Below are 17,191 nucleotides of genomic sequence, written 5' to 3'. Positions count from 1 at the left end.
AAATATTACTTGGACTGTTCCAATTCAATGTCAATACCCAGAGAACGCAGCTCTTTCAACAATACGTTGAAAGACTCCGGCATTCCGGCATCCATGCGGAAATCTCCCTTGACGATGGACTCATACATTTTACTGCGTCCACTGACGTCATCGGATTTCACGGTCAGCATTTCCTGCAGGGTATAGGCGGCACCATAGGCTTCCAATGCCCAGACCTCCATTTCACCGAAGCGCTGACCACCGAATTGCGCCTTACCACCCAAAGGCTGCTGGGTCACCAGACTGTAGGGTCCGGTGGAGCGGGCGTGCATCTTGTCATCGACCAAGTGGTGCAACTTGAGCATGTAGAGATAACCCACGGTCACCGGGCGATCAAAAGCATCTCCCGTACGGCCATCATAAAGAGTCACCTGACCACTGCGTGGCAATCCCGCCAACTCCAGCATGTCACGGATTTCTTCTTCGGCAGCGCCATCAAATACGGGGGTAGCCATGGGCACACCGCCGCGCAGATTTTGCGCCAGGACCCTGATTTCCTCATCGCTGAGACTGTCGAGGTCTTCTTTTTTGCCAGCCCGATTGTAGATTTCAGCAAGGAAGGCGCGCATTTCCTGCATCGCCAGATCGCTTTCCAGCATGGCCGCAATTTTTTTACCCAGCCCTTTGGCAGCCCAGCCCAGATGGGTTTCCAGAATCTGTCCTACGTTCATACGCGAAGGCACGCCCAGCGGATTGAGCACGATATCGACCGAGGTCCCATCAGCCAGATGGGGCATATCCTCAACCGGTACGATCTTGGAGACCACGCCCTTGTTACCGTGGCGACCAGCCATCTTATCGCCAGGTTGCAGCTGCCGCTTGATGGCGACATGCACCTTGACCATTTTCAGGACGCCGGGGCTGAGATCATCTCCCTGGGTCAGCTTGCGACGCTTTTCTTCGAGCACCGCATCCAGACGTTGCCGCTGTTCTTCCAGCTGGGCACGAATCTGTTCCAGGGCATCATTCCCTTCATCAGAACGCAGGCGAATTTCGAACCATTGCGCCCGGGGCAGTTCTTTCAGGTAAGCCTTGGTGACCTTGTTACCAGCAGCCAGTCCCTTGGGACCGCCCTCAGCCACCTTGCCGATCAACTGCCTTTCAATACGCTGATAGCTGTCTTCTTCGACAATCCGGTACTGATCGTTCAGATCTTTACGGATGCGCGTCAACTCCTGTTCTTCGATGGACTTGGCGCGCGCATCCTTCTCGATACCATCCCGGGTGAACACCTGAACGTCAATGACCGTTCCATACATGCCCGCAGGCATGCGCAAGGAATTGTCTTTCACATCCGAAGCCTTCTCACCGAAGATGGCCCGCAACAGTTTCTCTTCGGGGGTTAGCTGGGTTTCACCCTTGGGCGTAACCTTGCCCACCAAAATATCGCCCGGAGACAGTTCGGCGCCAATGATGACAATACCCGATTCATCCAAATGCCGGAGCGCACCTTCGGCGACGTTGGGAATATCCCGGGTGATTTCTTCCGGCCCCAACTTGGTGTCCCGGGCAAAAACTGGAAACTCTTCAATATGGATGGTGGTGTAGCGATCTTCCGCCACTACCCGTTCCGAAATAAGAATGGAATCCTCAAAGTTGTAGCCATTCCAGGGCATAAAGGCCACCAGCATGTTCTGACCGAGTGCCAATTCACCCATTTCGGTACTGGGACCGTCGGCCAGCACGTCACCACGACTGACCACATCTCCGACCTGCACCACCGGTCGCTGATTCAATGTAGTGTTCTGGTTGGAGCGGGCATACTTCACCAGGTTGTAGATATCGACGCCGGGCTCTTCCGCCAGGGTCTCTTCATCGTTGACGCGAATAACTATACGCGCGCCGTCGACGATATCCACTACACCACCACGGCGAGCAACGACAGCAGCACCGGAATCGATGGCCACCACCCGCTCCATACCCGTGCCCACCATGGGCGCGTCGGAACGGATGGTAGGTACGGCCTGGCGTTGCATGTTCGAACCCATCAGAGCGCGGTTGGCATCGTCATGCTCCAGGAAGGGAATCATACTCGCCGCCACCGAAACAATCTGGCGCGGTGAAATATCCATGAATTGCACCTGATCGCAACCCGCCAGTGTCGTCTCGTTCTTGTAACGGCAGGAGATCAGCTCATCGACCAAAATACCATTTTCGTCCAAGGCCGAGTTAGCCTGGGCAATCATGTAGTTCCCTTCTTCAATGGCGGAGAGATACTCGATTTCGTCCGTCGCCCGACGATCGACAACGCGCCGATAGGGAGTTTCCAGAAAGCCGTACTCATTGGTCCGGGCATAGCAGGACAAGCTGTTGATCAAACCGATATTGGGGCCTTCCGGCGTTTCAATCGGGCAGATGCGACCATAATGGGTGGGATGCACGTCACGGACTTCAAAACCAGCCCGTTCACGGGTCAAGCCACCAGGCCCCAAGGCGGAAACCCGGCGCTTGTGGGTGACTTCCGACAGGGGATTGGTCTGGTCCATGAACTGGGAGAGCTGGCTGGAACCAAAAAACTCATTGACGACTGCTGCAATCGGTTTGGCATTGATCAGGTCCTGGGGCGTCAAGCCTTCGCTTTCAGCCAGAGCCAGACGATCTTTGACGGCTCTTTCCACGCGCACCAATCCCAGCCGGAACTGATTCTCCATCAACTCACCGACCGAACGTACCCGACGATTGCCGAGATGATCGATGTCATCAATCTCCCCGATACCATTGCGCAGGGACACCAGCACTTTAAGCACAGCCAGAATGTCTTCACTGCTCAACACGCCAGGACCGGTTATTTCTTCACGACCCACACGGCGATTGAATTTCATCCTTCCCACTGTCGATAAATCGTAGCGATCCGGACTGAAGAACAAACCCTGGAACAAATTCTGCGCAGCATCCTTGGTGGGCGGTTCACCCGGGCGCATCAGCCGATAGATTTCCATCTGCGCTTCATGCGCATCACGGGAAGTATCAATGCGCAAGGTCTCGGAGATATAGGGACCGCGATCAAGTTCGTTGATATACAGGGTGTGCAGGGACAAAGATGGTCCTTTGCGCAACACATCCAACACATCGCCGGTAATGGGTTCATTGACAGCCAGCAATACTTCGCCGGTTTCTGGATGAACCACATCCTTTGCGACAACTTTGCCCAACACAAATACATCGGGTACAGGCAGCTGCTGCAAACCAGAAACCTCGGCCATCGCCTTGATATGCCGGGCAGTGATGCGCTTGCCCGTAGCCACCAACAACTCGCCTGTTACCGGATTGACAATATCAAAACTGGCAATTTCACCCTGCAAACGCTGCGGGATGAAATCATAATGTAGCTCGCCATCGAGAATATGAAAGGTATCTGTTTCGAAAAACATTTCGAGAATATCTTCGGTACTGTAACCGAGCGCACGCAAGAGGGTGGTGGCTGGCAATTTACGGCGCCGGTCAATACGTGCGTAGACATGATCCTTGGGATCAAACTCAAAATCCAGCCAGGAACCGCGATAGGGAATAATCCGGGCATTGAACAGCAACTTGCCGGATGAATGGGTCTTGCCCCGGTCATGATCGAAAAACACACCCGGTGAACGATGCAACTGGGACACAATAATACGCTCAGTGCCATTGATGACAAAAGAACCATGTTCGGTCATGAGCGGGATTTCGCCCATGTACACGTCCTGTTCCTTGACATCTTTGACACGCTTGGCGCCGGTGCTGTCGTCCTTTTCCATGATTGCCAGCCGCAAACGCACCCGCAATCCGGCATTATAGGTCAGACCTCGCTGACGACATTCCACCACATCAAAAGCCGGTTTTTCCAAACGATAGGACACATAATCCAGCATGGCATTGCCAGAATAACTTTCCATGGGAAAAATCGAGCGGAAAACCGCCTCTAACCCCGTCTCCTTGCGCGCCGCCGGAGTCACCGACTCCTGGAGGAACTCTCGGTAAGAATCCATCTGCGTAGCCAGCAGATATGGCACTGCGAGAATGCTCTGGCTTTTGCCAAAGTCTTTACGAATCCGTTTCTTTTCAGTAAAAGAGTAGGCCATGGATGCTCCGCGCAACGACTGCAAGGTTTAGGGACAAGGCTTAAAGCTGCTTTCCACAAACGATGAGGGGCTGGCAACTTTTACGGTTGCCAGCCAGATAAACTGCTCAGTACAGGTACAACAGATTACTTGATCTCCGCCTCGGCACCCGCCTCGACGAGTTGCGCCTTGACGCTTTCCGCCTCGGCCTTGGCAACACCTTCCTTGACCGCTTTGGGAGCGCCGTCCACCAGATCCTTGGCTTCTTTCAGGCCCAGACCGGTAATGGCACGCACCACCTTGATGGTGTTGACCTTATTGGCACCTGCACCGGTCAGAATGACATCAAACTCCGTCTGTTCTGCGCCAGCTGCAGCACCTTCACCACCTGCAGCACCGCCGGCAGGAGCAGCAACTGCCACTGCAGCTGCGGATACACCAAATTTTTCTTCCATTTCCTTGATCAGTTCGGAAAGCTCCAGAACTGTCATGCCTGCAATAGCGTCTAAAATTTCTTCTTTGGATAATGCCATTTTACAACTCCTTCATCATCAATTTGAGTTAGGCAGCGCGTTGATCGCGAACTGCGGCAAGGACCCGAACAAATCGGCTCGGAACCTCGTTGAGAGTACGTACAAAACCAGATACAGGTGCCTGCATGGTGCCAAGCAATTTAGCCAGCAATTCCTCGCGAGACGGCATTTTGCTCAACTGCACAATTGCCGCAGCATCAATCTGCTTGCCGCTCAGTACCCCACCGGTAACCACCAGCTTGTCAAAACGCTTGGAGAAATCCGTAAAGATTTTCGCCAACGCGACTGGATCTTCTGCCGCTGCAAACACCAAAGGCCCTTTCAATAAAGGTTCCATGACTGCAAACTGCGTACCCACCAATGCCCGCTTCAACAACGTATTTTTTACCACCTGAACGTGTACGGACTGCTTCATTGCTTCAGCCCGAAATGCTGTCATCTGTGCCACCGTCAAACCACGATATTCTGCTACCACAGTGGCTTGCGCCTCTGCGATTTTGGCCTGAAGGGTGATGACAACCTGTTCTTTTTCTGCGAGTTTAAGGCTCACGTGAATGTCACCTCCTATCTTACCGAGGCGGCCAGAAAGCTGGCGCGCCGTCGCCTACGCAGGGAAAAACATTAAGGCTCGCGCCCCCTGCGGTCTTTGTACGCCGGCTCACGCCGACTTTCCCGTCCGAAGACAGAAAACTGTTACGCCAGACCAGAAAGATCTACCGTGACCCCCGGACCCATGGTCGGGGACAAACTGACCTTGCGAATATAAATACCCTTACTGGTGGCCGGCTTGGCTTTACGCAAACTATCGATCAGTGCCAGCAAATTTTCGTGCAGGGCTTTCGCTTCAAATGAGGATTTGCCAATGCTGCTATGGACAATACCCCCTTTATCCGCACGATAGCGAACCTGACCACCTTTGGCATTGGTCACCGCCGTGCGTACATCCGCAGTAACCGTGCCCACCTTGGGGTTTGGCATCAAACCACGGGGACCGAGTACCGGACCCAGGGTACCGACAATGCGCATGGCATCGGGCGTAGCAATGACCACATCAAAGTCCATCTGACCGGCTTTTACCTGCTCCGCCAAATCTTCCATACCGACAATATCGGCACCGGCTTCGCGTGCTTCATTGGCCTTGTCCGCCGTAGCGAAAACGGCGACGCGCATCTGCTTACCCGTACCGTTGGGCAACACCACCGCACCGCGCACTACCTGATCCGACTTACGGGGATCAATACCCAGACCTACTGCCACATCCACTGACTCGTCAAATTTGGCAGTCGCCATTTTTTTGACCAATTCCAGGGCTTCTTCAATACTGTAGCGCTGGTTGCGATCTACCATATCGCGAACTGCCTGCGTCCGTTTGGATTTATTTCCCATGTCTTAACCCTCCACCGTCAGGCCCATACTCCGGGCAGTGCCGCGCACACTCCGCATGGCGGATTCCAGATTTTCGGTGTTCAGATCGGGCATTTTGGTTTTGGCTATTTCTTCGATCTGCGCTTCCGTCACCTTGCCGACCTTGACCGTATTGGGACGTCCACTGCCCTTTGGCAACCCAGCGGCTTTCATCAACAGCACTGCAGCCGGAGGTGTTTTGACCTCAAAAGTGAAACTTTTATCAGCGTAAACCGTGATCACTACCGGCAGTGGTAAACCCGGTTCCACACCCTGGGTCTGGGCATTGAAGGCCTTACAGAACTCCATGATGTTGAGACCGCGCTGACCCAGTGCAGGACCAATGGGCGGACTCGGATTGGCTTGCGTAGCCTTGACCTGCAACTTGATATAACCCGTTATTTTCTTTGCCATTACTAAGCTCCTGTGAGGTGCAAGCGCCGCGAGGCTCCCTCGTCACGTTACCGTCAGACTTTTTCTACCTGACCAAAATCCAGCTCCACCGGCGTTGACCGACCAAAAATGGTGACCGACACCCGCAGTTTGCTTTTTTCAAAATTGACTTCTTCCACCACACCATTGAAGTCCTTGAAGGGTCCGTCAATGACGCGCACCTGTTCACCTGCATCGAAGCTGAACTTGGGACGCGGCTTTTCAACACCTTCCTTGATACGATCCATAATAGCGTCTGTTTCAGCATCGCTGAGGGGGTGGGGCCGTCCCACAGAGCCACCGACGAAACCCGTCACCCTGGGGGTACTTTTGACCAGGTGCCACGTAGTATCATCCATTTCCATTTGCACCAGGACGTAGCCTGGATAAAACATGCGCTGCGAATTAGTCTTCTGGCCATTGCGCATTTCCACGACTTCTTCTACGGGTACGAGGATTTCGCCAAAGCTATCGGCCAATCCTTCACGCTGTGCCCGTTCGCGTATTTCTGCCTGAACCTTTTTCTCAAAACCCGAGAATGCATGCACTACATACCAACGCATTGCCATTTAGCCAACTCCTCCGAGTAGTAGCCGTACCACACCAAGGAGTGCCAGATCGACCAACCACAGAAAAGCCGCAATGACGGCAATCAACCCTATGATAATGGCAGTACTCCGCAGCACTTCAGGGCGGGTTGGCCAGACGACTTTCAGCAATTCAAGATAGGATTCTCGAAAAAACACTAAAAGCTTCTTTCCGCTTTCACTATAGGCAAACAAGCCGACGGCAATCAGCAATCCGACGGCAAGGCCAACACTCGGGTAATACGTCCCGATACGCGCGGGGATCAGAAAATAGGCGAACACCCCTAGGGCAGCGAAACCTGCCGCAAAATAGAGCTTCACTTTTTCCGACATGACCACCGCACCTTTAATAATGGCAGGGCAGGAGGGGATCGAACCCCCAACCTGCGGTTTTGGAGACCGCTGCTCTACCAATTGAGCTACTGCCCTGCAGACGGCAAACGGCGGACAAGCCGCCGTTCAACTTTACAACGCTACTAACTTACTCAACCACCTTGGAAACCACGCCGGCGCCCACCGTACGGCCACCTTCACGCACCGCAAAGCGCAAGCCTTCTTCCATCGCGATGGGGGCAATCAGGGCCACCTTGAACAGAATGTTGTCGCCCGGCATGACCATCTCCACGCCTTCCGGCAACTCCACCGCGCCCGTCACGTCCGTCGTGCGGAAGTAGAACTGCGGACGGTAGCCATTGAAGAACGGGGTATGACGGCCGCCTTCTTCCTTGGACAATACGTACACTTCCGCTTCAAAACGGGTGTGCGGCTTGATGCTGCCGGGCTTGGCCAACACCTGTCCACGTTCGACGTCGTCTTTCTTGGTGCCGCGCAGCAGCACACCGACGTTGTCGCCCGCCTGACCCTGGTCGAGAATCTTCCGGAACATTTCTACACCGGTCACAATGCTCTTGGCGGTGTCGCGGATGCCGATGATTTCAATTTCATCGCCCACCTTGACAATGCCGCGCTCAATACGCCCTGTCACCACAGTGCCGCGCCCGGAGATGGAGAATACGTCTTCAATGGGCATCAGGAAGGGCTTGTCCACCGGACGTTCCGGCAACGGGATGTAGCTGTCCAGGGCGTCCGCCAGCTTGAAGATGGCCGGCTCACCGATGTCGCTCTGATCCCCTTCCAGGGCCTTGAGGGCGGAGCCAATCACGACCGGGATGTCGTCACCCGGGAAGTCGTACTTGGACAGGAGCTCGCGCACTTCCATTTCCACCAGTTCCAGCAGCTCGGCGTCATCTACCATGTCAGCCTTGTTCAGGAAGACAACAATGTAGGGTACGCCTACCTGACGCGCCAGCAGGATGTGTTCGCGAGTCTGGGGCATGGGGCCGTCAGCCGCTGAGCACACCAGAATCGCGCCGTCCATCTGTGCGGCTCCGGTGATCATGTTCTTGACGTAGTCAGCGTGTCCCGGGCAGTCCACATGGGCGTAGTGACGAGTGTCTGTCTCGTACTCTACGTGTGAGGTCGCGATCGTGATACCACGCGCCCGCTCTTCCGGGGCGTTGTCAATCTGATCATAGGCCCTTACTTCGCCTCCAAACTTCGTCGACAGCACCTTCGTCAGCGCCGCCGTCAATGTGGTCTTCCCATGGTCCACGTGACCAATCGTTCCCACGTTTACATGCGGCTTCGTCCGCTCAAATTTCCCTTTGGACATCAGAAACTCCCCAAGAAAACAGACCCAAGAAAATTAACAATATGGAGCCCACAACCGGATTCGAACCGGTGACCTCTTCCTTACCAAGGAAGTGCTCTACCGCCTGAGCTATGTGGGCCTACTTCTGGAGCGGGTGATGGGAATCGAACCCACACCATCAGCTTGGAAGGCTGAGGTTCTACCATTGAACTACACCCGCATAAACTGTGGCCCGCGCCAATTAACACACTTACATCTATAATATGGTGGAGGGAGGAGGATTCGAACCTCCGAAGGCAGAGCCGTCAGATTTACAGTCTGATCCCTTTGACCGCTCGGGAACCCCTCCACGATTAGCGGCGCATTGTGCCGCTTAGTGCAGGGGTCTGTCAACAGATTTCAGGCAAGCAAGGCATCTACAATTCCTTTAAAAATATTTGCGCCTCTGCGCTACCCGCTTTAACGTGCTTTTATTCAGTGAAAGCTTTCCTCGCAAAGCTTAACTTGTGCCTATTTCTTGACATCGTTGCCGAATTACAACATCCTTTGCGTGGCAGTTCTAGATTTTGCCAGGCAGATTTCTGCCCGGGCTTGAGAGGAGGGTTTATAAATGCAACATATTAAACGTATTACCCTGATGCTTGCCATCAGCGGCGGTCTTTTTGCCGGCACAGCCTATGCCGACAATGGTTACATGGGTTATGCCATTCAAGCAGGGGGCAAACCCGTAGTCACTTCCAACGGTGCCTGCGTTCGCGGTGGTCGCCCGGTTACCGATGGTGCTGTTCCTGAGTACTGCGCTCCGGCCAAGCCAGCACCGGTGGCTGTTGCACCTGCGCCTGCACCTGCCCCCATTGCTCCCGTAGAGCGCACCGTGCTGGTCAGCAAGCCCATCACCATTACCGGCATCAACTTCAAATTTGATTCCTACAAGCTGCTCGATCATGACATCAAGGTTCTGGACGAGGTCGCTGATTTTGCCAAAAATCATCCCGCTGCAGTGCTGGACGTCAATGGTTATTGCAGCAAGGTTGGCAGCTATGCCTACAACCTCAAGCTGTCCAAGTTGCGCGCCCAGAGTGTGGCACAATATCTGAACAGACACGGCGTCTCCAGCGATCGCATGGTTCTCACAGGTCATTCCTATAATGATCCCGTCGCCAGCAACGCCACTTCGCAAGGTCGTTTCATGAACCAGCGTGTAGAGATCAACTCCAGCATCAAAGTACAAAAAACTGTTCAGTGATAAGCGCTTAATAGCCATACCAAGCGGATCTCGTTTGATCCGCTTTTTTTATGTGTTTTTCCATCATGCAGCATCCTGAATCCATGCTAGACTAGCGGCCATGCGACAATCCCTGCTTCGTTTCGTGCGCATCTTGCACATCACCCGCGTCCTGGTGCGCTACCGCCTGGATGAAGTCTTATATTTTCTGCCCATCCTGAAGCCTTATCAGGCCATACTGCGTCTCAGTCCCATGTCCTGGCTGGGCTCTAAACCTCAGGGTGATTTTGCTGAGCGATTGCGTCAAGCCCTTGAAACACTAGGCCCCACCTTCATCAAACTGGGGCAGATGCTGTCCACCCGGCGCGACTTGCTGCCTGATTATATTACTCAGGAACTAGCCAAGCTCCAGGATGCCGTGCCCCCATTCCCCTCCGATCAAGCTCGCGAAATTATTGAAAAAGCACTAGGTAAACCGGTCTCGTCCATATTTACAGAGTTCGACTCTCAGCCCGCTGCAGCCGCTTCAATCGCCCAGGTACATTTTGGCGTTCTCCAGGATGGGCGTAAAGTCGCCATTAAGGTCCGTCGCCCGGGACTACGCCGGATCATCGATCAGGATCTCGCCATTTTAGGGCTGCTGGCCGATCTGGCAGAACGTTATTCCCAGGAAGGCAGACGCCTGCGTGTGCGTGCGGTGGTGGCTGAGTATGCCAAGACTTTGCGTGGCGAACTGGATTTATTGCGCGAAGCAGCTAATGCCAGTCAATTGCGACGCAATTTTGCTGCTGATCCGGACTTACTTTATATACCTGAGATTTACTGGGATTTCTGCAGCTCTTCTGTCCTGGTGATGGAACGCATTTATGGCATCCCCATCGGTCAACTGGATGCCTTGCGCAAAGCCGGTATCAATTTCGACCAGCTTTCCCGACGAGCGGCAGATATTTTTTTCCGTCAGGTTTTTCGCGACGCCTATTTTCATGCCGACATGCACCCGGGCAATATTTTCATCGATCCGCAAAATGGTCGCTTCATTGCTGTTGACTTTGGTATCATGGGTAGCCTGGACGACGCCAGCCAACACTATCTGGCCGAAAATATGATCGCTTTTTTTCAACGTGACTATCGCAGGGTCGCCGAAGCGCATGTAGAGGCTGGTTGGGTGCCGCCTGATACCAATGTCCAGGATTTTGAGGCAGCCATCCGCGCCATTGCCGAACCAGTCTTTGAAAAGCCATTAAATGAAATCTCTGTGGCCAACCTTTTGTTGCGCCTCTTCCAGACAACTCGCGCATTTCATATGCAAACCCAGCCACAGCTCCTCTTACTCCAGAAAACACTGGTCAACGTCGAAGGAATTGCCAGGGATTTCAACCCCGCGCTCAATATGTGGGAAGTAGCCACCCCGCTACTCACTGACTGGCTCAGCAGACAACGTGGTCCGCGTGGCTGGTGGACAGAAATGAAGCGCCACTTTCCGGAGTGGGGTCTGGTCGTGCCAGAAATACCTATTCTTTTACACAATATTCTCCGCCAGACCCAGCAGGGAGAATTGCCTCTGGTCATACGTAATCAGGATCTTGAGGGTATCCGGCAAGAGCTTCGCCGTGGCATGTTACGCCTTTCCTTTGGGGTTAGTGGAACATTTATCGTCATCGGTATCGGCATCATGGCTGCCCTCGCCCATAAACTGGACTTTGCCATTCTCGACCTGCCACTATGGGCTTGGTTAATTTTGGTTCCAGGGCTTACCTGGATCGGCTTCCGTTGGGTGTCCAGTTTTTTCAAAGTGCGCGACTAGTTTCAAGATAAATTCCATAAAAGGGGGGTACCATCATGTGGGTTGTTATTTCTCTGATCATCGCTGCATTGGCTGTCATATTTGCTGTGCAGAACAACGTCATGACGTCCGTACATTTTTTCTCCTGGACCTTTGCCCAGTCGCAGGGCGTGATATTGCTTTGCGGATTTGTGGCGGGTTTCATTGCCAGCATGTTGATTTACTTGCCGACCCATATTCGTAACAAGTTAAAAATACGCCGTCACGAACGGCGTCTGGGGGAACTGGAAGGACAACTCAATGAGGAAAGAGGCAAGCGGGAATACATCGAAAAAGAACATGCCGCTGCTTTAAGAGTTCAAAAAAGCAACGGCATGAGCGGAAGCAAGATCGAAAACTGAGATCCGACATTATCGGGTTTAGTCGACTTTTTTCTCCACGACCGGAATTACTGTGGCATTCTTGAATGCCGGCACAGTGCGGGCCAGTACCTGCAGGTTTTTATTCGCCTGCACATTGCCCACAGCTGCCGCCTTATGCCACCACAAGGCGGCCTTGGCATAGTCCTGCGGCACGCCCTGGCCCATGAAGTAAAGATTACCCAGGTTGTATTGCGCGGCGGAAACCCCTAATTCTGCCGCTTTGTTCCACCAGTACGCCGCCTTGCTCAGATTCTTGGGAACACCCTGACCAAAGTAATATTGCATACCGAGATTGTACTCGGCCTTTCCATAGCCATGCAGAGCAGATTTTTCAAACCACTGCGCTGCCAGCGTGTAGTTCTGCGGCACACCCTCGCCAAGAGCACAGCGGGTACCAATACTGTTTTCCAATTTAGCGGTGGTCAAGTCGGCTGGCTGGGTACTGGCAGAATCTTCCATTTCCGCTTTTCCGGCCATGGTCTGGGCATCAACCAAAGGCGCGGCGAGCAGTAACAAGGCGGCCGTCGAGCAGGCGGCCAACACCGGAATACGCAAAAAACGATGAGCAGGCATGATTCACTCCATGAATACAAGGTAATGGCTTTCAGATGTGAAGGTTACACCATAAAGCTAAGGCACTGCCAGAACTTTTTTCAGCGATCAGACCTCATGAAAAGAACCGGATTCAGTACTTCTCGTCTTGCATCTCAGTATTTATCTGGCGATATATTTTTTTCCTGTGCTTCCAAGCCCAGCTCACTGGTCAGCAAAACCTTTTCCAACAGGTAAGCCATGCGTTTCACGATTCGCTCCGGGTAGTTTCTGTCTGTCGCCAGCGCTGGGCCAGCTTGTCAAGTACGGCATTGACAAAACGATGTCCCTGTTCCGCTCCAAAATCCTTGCCCAGTTCAATGGCTTCATTGATCACTACCCGGTAGGGTGTTTGCGGCAAATCCCGTAGCTCGTAAGCTGCCAGACGCAAAATGGCGCGTTCCACTTCGCTGATTTCATCTTCCCAACGACGGTCTGGGATTTCCTCAGCTATGGCGGGGTCTAGTTGCGGGATGGCATGGCAAACGCCTTCCCAGACACTGCTAAAAAATTCCCGATCGGCTCCCTGCAAACGTTCCGGGTCGGCCGTGAATTGCAGAGCAATATCGGCACAATGCCCCGGATTTAACTGCCATTGGTATAAAGCCTGGATGATGGCCTGGCGCGCCAGGCGGCGGCGACTGTTTTTCATGGAAGCTCAGATTTTACCCAGCAATTGCACCATCTCGAGGGCGGTCATGGCCGCATCAAAACCCTTGTTTCCGGCCTTTGTGCCAGCCCGCTCAATGGCCTGCTCGATGCTGTCCGTGGTCAATATACCAAAAATGACCGGAACTCCGGTGTCCATGGCCACTTGTGCGACGCCTTTGGAAACTTCTCCCGCCACATAATCAAAATGCGGGGTCCCCCCACGAATCACCGCTCCCAGACAGAGCACTGCATCATAATTGCCACTGCGCGCCAATTTTTGGGCCACCAGCGGAATTTCATAGGCACCCGGCACATAGACCACATGTATTTGCGCGTCACTGGCACCATGGCGGCGCAGGCCATCAATGGCGCCCTGTTCCAGTTGCTGGGTGATAAAACTGTTGAAACGACTAACCAACAACACAAAACGATACTTGCCGGCCTGGAGACTGCCCTCAATTTGCTGAATCATGATTTTTCCTTAGTTGTTTTCCTGAAATGGGCGTTGCCCAACAATTTCCAGACCAAATCCACCGATTCCCCGATACTGGAACTGACTGTCACTCAACACCTCGGCACGATGCACACCCAGATCCGTCAAAATCTGGGCCCCGATACCAAAAGTCCGTAATACCCGGCCAGCGTCGCCAGACTGCCCCGGTCCTTGAGGAGGTTCCGGCAAGGCGGCCACTTCCTGCAAAAGCTCTTCCACTGTTTCTTCGTGGTGCAAATACACCAACACCCCACGCCCCTCTGCAGCAATGTGCTGTAAGGCACGCGTATTAGGACTGGCGGCTCCGGCAAACAGATCATTGAGAATTTTACCAACCTGCACCCGGACCAGCACCGGACTATCTGTAGCTGTCACATCGCCCATGACCAGGGCAAAATGGGTTTCCCGGGCCACCCAGTCACGATAGACATGCAATTGGAAATCGCCATAAGGCGTATGCCAGGGGCCCTGGGCCTCGCGCTCGACGATTCTTTCCCTTTCGAGGCGGTATCGGATCAAATCGGCAATGGTGCCAATTTTGAGTCCATGTTCCTCCGCATAGGGCAGCAAATCCGGCAACCGTGCCATTTCACCGTCCGCATTGAGGATCTCGCAAATCACCCCGGCAGGCTGGCAGCCGGCCAGACGCGCCAGATCGACTGCTGCCTCGGTGTGACCAGCGCGTACCAACACGCCACCTGGTTCGGCAGCCAGCGGGAAAATATGCCCGGGCATCACCAGATCTTCAGGTACAGCGCTGGCCGCAATGGCCGCCTGAACGGTGGCGGCCCGATCTGCTGCTGAAATGCCGGTCGTCACGCCCCGGGCCGCCTCAATGGAAACCGTAAAAGCGGTACCGAGGCTGGCGGTATTGTGCCCGACCATTTGCGGCAAGCGCAGTTGTTGGCAGCGCTCCCGGGTCAAGGGCAGACAGACCAGACCACGCGCCTGGGTCACCATGAAATTAATGGCGGCGGGCGTCACAAACTCTGCCGCCATGATGAGGTCGCCCTCATTCTCCCGGCCCTCATCGTCCATGAGGATCACCATACGTCCCGCCGCAATATCGGCAATGATTTCTTCGGCGGGGCTGATTTTACCTACACTCATACCGGATATCCTTTGGCGGCCAATGATTCGCGAGAGATGGGTGATTTTAGCGCCGAATCTGGCTCGGTCGCCACCCAGCGTTCCAGATAGCGGGCGATCAAGTCTACCTCAAGATTCACCCGCTGCCCCACCCGCCAGGCCGCTGCCGTCGTCTGGCTCAGGGTATGGGGAATCAGGTTGAGCAGGAAACGCTCTCCATCCAGGGCATTGACGGTCAGACTGATCCCGTCCACACAGATACTCCCTTTGGCAGCAATATATCGCAGCAACTCCCGGGGCGCAGCTACCGCAAACACCTGGGAGCGCCCCGAATCCTGGACGCTGTGAATCTGCCCGACCCCATCCACATGACCGGCTACCAGATGTCCACCCAGACGATCAGCCAGGCGCAGGGCTTTTTCAAGATTGACAGCACTCCCGGTTTTCAGGCTACCGAGCAGGGTCTTGTCCAGGGTTTCCCGGGAAACATCCACCGCAAAACCGTCTTTATGAAGTTCCACTACCGTCAGACACACGCCCGATACAGCAATACTGTCTCCCAGTTTGACGTCTCCCAGATCAAGTCCGCCGGAAGCCAGGGTCATCCGGTAATCACCAACCTGGGGCTGTAATTGGCGCACCTGGCCCAGTGCCTCAATAATCCCTGTGAACATCTATCAGTTCTCCTGCGGACGCAAGGTCCACTTCAGATCGTTGTCCAGCAACTCGAAGCTGCGACTTTGCCAGCGTGGAGCTTCGGCAAGCCGGGCAAAAGGTCCCGCCTGCACCGCCGCCTGCGCCCCCTGACCCAACAGCAGAGGCGCCATATATACCAGCCATTCATCCACCCATTTTGCAGCAAACAGGGCACTCGCCAAGGTCGGCCCGGCCTCCACCAGCACTTCGTTGATCTGTTTCCCAGCCAGCAGGCGCAGCAGCTCCAATATATCCAGCCGCGTCCCGTCCAGGGGAACCGCCAGCAACTCCGCCCCCGCCTTTTGCAGCTGACTGCGCTTTGCAGTCGATACTTCCGGCCCATGGCCAATCCAGACCGCCCCCGGTGAGGAAAACAGCGCGGCATCAGTGGGAGTTTGCAAATGCGTATCGAGAATCACCTTGACTGGATAGCGTCGCAAAGGCGTTTCCAGGCGCGGGGCCAGACGCGGATTATCGGCCAGGACCGTACCTACTCCTACCATGATGGCACTCACTCGTGCCCGCTCTTTTTGCACATCGCTGCGGGCCAGCGTGCCGGTCAGCCACTGACTCTGGCCATTGGCCAGCGCCACGGCCCCATCGAGGCTGATAGCCTGCTTCAGACGAACCCAGGGACGCCCCTTTTCCATGCGCTGCAAATAACCGGGGTTCAGCGCCCGGCTTTCCGCTTCGCCGCAGCCCAGATCCACCGGAATACCGGCAGCACGAAGGCGGGCGATACCCTGTCCGGCCACCAACGGATTAGGATCCTGCATGGCCACAACCACGCGTCCCACCCCGGCAGCCATCAAGGCATCCGCACAGGGACCGGTCCGCCCCCGATGGGAACAGGGTTCCAGGGTCACATATACGGTTGCGCCCCGGGCAGCCGCTCCGGCTTCGGCCAGGGCAATGACCTCGGCATGAGCCTCTCCGGCAAAAAGATGAGCGCCCCGGCCAACAATGTTTTCACCCTGGACTACCAGGGCACCCACCCGAGGATTGGGATGAGTGGAGTACAAGCCCTGCCGCGCCAAATCCAGCGCCAGCGACATGAAGGCCGCATCGCCCTCAGTCAGCACCCGCACCTTCTTCCGTATCGGTTGACTGCACCTCTTTCAAACGGGCAATTTCGGCGCTGAAGGCTTCCACATCCTCAAAGCGCCGATAGACCGAGGCAAAACGCACATAAGCAACGGGATCAAGACCACGCAAAGCTTCCATGACCAGATCTCCGATCAGCCGTGCCGGTACTTCCCGATCGCCTTTTTCACGCAGCCGCCGCTGTATCTGCCGCAAGGCCGCATCCACCTGTTCGGTGGCCACGGGCCTTTTACTGAGCGCCCTGGTCAAGCCGCGCTGGAGCTTGTCTTCATTGAAAGCCTCGCGACGACCATCGGTTTTCACCACCATCGGCAGGGACAGCTCAGCCCGCTCAAAAGTCGTGAAGCGTTGCCCACATTGCGGACATTCCCGACGGCGCCGCACGGTCCCGCCCTCATCGGCAAGGCGGGAGTCCACCACCCGGGTATCAGCGAAGGCGCAAAACGGGCAATACACC

Annotated in this window: 18 protein-coding genes and 4 tRNA genes; 3 read left to right on the top strand and 19 right to left on the bottom strand. The window is 54.8% G+C overall.

Going from position 1 to position 17,191, the window contains the following annotated elements; all coding sequences use genetic code 11:
- Positions 1 to 5: 5 nt before the first annotated feature.
- The 12 genes from rpoB to B1757_RS01345 form a co-directional block, all read right to left on the bottom strand.
- On the bottom strand, positions 6 to 4,094 hold the full coding sequence (gene rpoB, locus B1757_RS01400; RefSeq protein ID WP_101536619.1) for a DNA-directed RNA polymerase subunit beta: 4,089 nt from the start codon (positions 4,092 to 4,094) through the stop codon (positions 6 to 8).
- 125 nt (positions 4,095 to 4,219) lie between these two features.
- Positions 4,220 to 4,606: a 50S ribosomal protein L7/L12 gene (gene rplL / locus B1757_RS01395; protein ID WP_101536618.1), complete on the bottom strand. Its 387-nt coding sequence runs from the start codon at positions 4,604 to 4,606 to the stop codon at positions 4,220 to 4,222.
- A 28-nt stretch (positions 4,607 to 4,634) separates the two neighbouring features.
- Complete coding sequence (rplJ, locus tag B1757_RS01390; protein ID WP_101536617.1) at positions 4,635 to 5,156, bottom strand: 50S ribosomal protein L10; 522 nt, start codon at positions 5,154 to 5,156, stop codon at positions 4,635 to 4,637.
- 143 nt (positions 5,157 to 5,299) lie between these two features.
- Positions 5,300 to 5,992 (bottom strand): 50S ribosomal protein L1, encoded by a 693-nt coding sequence (gene rplA, locus B1757_RS01385; RefSeq protein WP_101536616.1) that lies wholly within the window; start codon positions 5,990 to 5,992, stop codon positions 5,300 to 5,302.
- Positions 5,993 to 5,995: 3 nt separating this feature from the next.
- Positions 5,996 to 6,424: a 50S ribosomal protein L11 gene (rplK, locus tag B1757_RS01380; RefSeq protein ID WP_101536615.1), complete on the bottom strand. Its 429-nt coding sequence runs from the start codon at positions 6,422 to 6,424 to the stop codon at positions 5,996 to 5,998.
- A gap of 53 nt (positions 6,425 to 6,477) precedes the next feature.
- Positions 6,478 to 7,011 (bottom strand): transcription termination/antitermination protein NusG, encoded by a 534-nt coding sequence (gene nusG, locus B1757_RS01375; protein ID WP_101536614.1) that lies wholly within the window; start codon positions 7,009 to 7,011, stop codon positions 6,478 to 6,480.
- Positions 7,012 to 7,362 carry a preprotein translocase subunit SecE gene (secE, locus tag B1757_RS01370; protein WP_101536613.1) on the bottom strand — a complete coding sequence of 117 codons (351 nt, stop codon included), beginning with the start codon at positions 7,360 to 7,362 and terminating at the stop codon, positions 7,012 to 7,014.
- A gap of 20 nt (positions 7,363 to 7,382) precedes the next feature.
- Positions 7,383 to 7,458, bottom strand: a tRNA-Trp gene (locus B1757_RS01365).
- Between the two features lie 52 nt (positions 7,459 to 7,510).
- On the bottom strand, positions 7,511 to 8,701 hold the full coding sequence (tuf, locus tag B1757_RS01360; protein ID WP_101536612.1) for an elongation factor Tu: 1,191 nt from the start codon (positions 8,699 to 8,701) through the stop codon (positions 7,511 to 7,513).
- Positions 8,702 to 8,743: 42 nt separating this feature from the next.
- Positions 8,744 to 8,819, bottom strand: a tRNA-Thr gene (locus B1757_RS01355).
- 7 nt (positions 8,820 to 8,826) lie between these two features.
- Positions 8,827 to 8,900: transfer RNA gene (locus B1757_RS01350), tRNA-Gly, on the bottom strand.
- A gap of 44 nt (positions 8,901 to 8,944) precedes the next feature.
- Positions 8,945 to 9,029, bottom strand: a tRNA-Tyr gene (locus B1757_RS01345).
- Positions 9,030 to 9,290: 261 nt separating this feature from the next.
- On the opposite strand from B1757_RS01345, the gene B1757_RS01340 reads away from it, so the two are divergent.
- The 3 genes from B1757_RS01340 to B1757_RS01330 all read left to right on the top strand — a co-directional run bounded on the left by B1757_RS01340 (position 9,291) and on the right by B1757_RS01330 (position 12,089).
- On the top strand, positions 9,291 to 9,926 hold the full coding sequence (locus B1757_RS01340; RefSeq protein ID WP_101536611.1) for an OmpA family protein: 636 nt from the start codon (positions 9,291 to 9,293) through the stop codon (positions 9,924 to 9,926).
- Positions 9,927 to 10,026: 100 nt separating this feature from the next.
- Positions 10,027 to 11,709 (top strand): ubiquinone biosynthesis regulatory protein kinase UbiB, encoded by a 1,683-nt coding sequence (gene ubiB / locus B1757_RS01335; RefSeq protein ID WP_101536610.1) that lies wholly within the window; start codon positions 10,027 to 10,029, stop codon positions 11,707 to 11,709.
- A gap of 35 nt (positions 11,710 to 11,744) precedes the next feature.
- On the top strand, positions 11,745 to 12,089 hold the full coding sequence (locus tag B1757_RS01330; protein ID WP_101536609.1) for a LapA family protein: 345 nt from the start codon (positions 11,745 to 11,747) through the stop codon (positions 12,087 to 12,089).
- Between the two features lie 18 nt (positions 12,090 to 12,107).
- Here B1757_RS01330 and B1757_RS01325 read toward each other — a convergent pair whose 3' ends face one another.
- From B1757_RS01325 to nrdR, 7 genes are all read right to left on the bottom strand, one after another.
- On the bottom strand, positions 12,108 to 12,683 hold the full coding sequence (locus B1757_RS01325; RefSeq protein WP_101536608.1) for a tetratricopeptide repeat protein: 576 nt from the start codon (positions 12,681 to 12,683) through the stop codon (positions 12,108 to 12,110).
- Positions 12,684 to 12,909: 226 nt separating this feature from the next.
- Entirely contained in the window at positions 12,910 to 13,353 is a 444-nt protein-coding gene (nusB, locus tag B1757_RS01320; protein ID WP_101536607.1) for a transcription antitermination factor NusB, read from the bottom strand.
- A gap of 6 nt (positions 13,354 to 13,359) precedes the next feature.
- Entirely contained in the window at positions 13,360 to 13,824 is a 465-nt protein-coding gene (gene ribH / locus B1757_RS01315; RefSeq protein WP_101536606.1) for a 6,7-dimethyl-8-ribityllumazine synthase, read from the bottom strand.
- 9 nt (positions 13,825 to 13,833) lie between these two features.
- Complete coding sequence (gene ribB, locus B1757_RS01310; protein ID WP_101536605.1) at positions 13,834 to 14,955, bottom strand: 3,4-dihydroxy-2-butanone-4-phosphate synthase; 1,122 nt, start codon at positions 14,953 to 14,955, stop codon at positions 13,834 to 13,836.
- On the bottom strand, positions 14,952 to 15,608 hold the full coding sequence (locus tag B1757_RS01305) for a riboflavin synthase (protein WP_101536604.1): 657 nt from the start codon (positions 15,606 to 15,608) through the stop codon (positions 14,952 to 14,954). The genes ribB and B1757_RS01305 overlap by 4 nt, the downstream gene beginning before the upstream one ends.
- Positions 15,609 to 15,611: 3 nt before the next feature.
- Positions 15,612 to 16,712 carry a bifunctional diaminohydroxyphosphoribosylaminopyrimidine deaminase/5-amino-6-(5-phosphoribosylamino)uracil reductase RibD gene (gene ribD / locus B1757_RS01300; RefSeq protein ID WP_253253649.1) on the bottom strand — a complete coding sequence of 367 codons (1,101 nt, stop codon included), beginning with the start codon at positions 16,710 to 16,712 and terminating at the stop codon, positions 15,612 to 15,614.
- Positions 16,702 to 17,190 (bottom strand): transcriptional regulator NrdR, encoded by a 489-nt coding sequence (nrdR, locus tag B1757_RS01295; RefSeq protein ID WP_101536603.1) that lies wholly within the window; start codon positions 17,188 to 17,190, stop codon positions 16,702 to 16,704. Before nrdR ends, ribD begins: the two co-directional genes overlap by 11 nt.
- Position 17,191 lies beyond the last annotated feature (1 nt).

It is taken from the genome of Acidithiobacillus marinus, from assembly GCF_002847505.1.
GTDB lineage: Bacteria > Pseudomonadota > Gammaproteobacteria > Acidithiobacillales > Acidithiobacillaceae > Acidithiobacillus > Acidithiobacillus marinus.
Note: the sequence above shows the minus strand (reverse complement) of the source record. Positions and strands in the feature narration are given on the sequence as shown.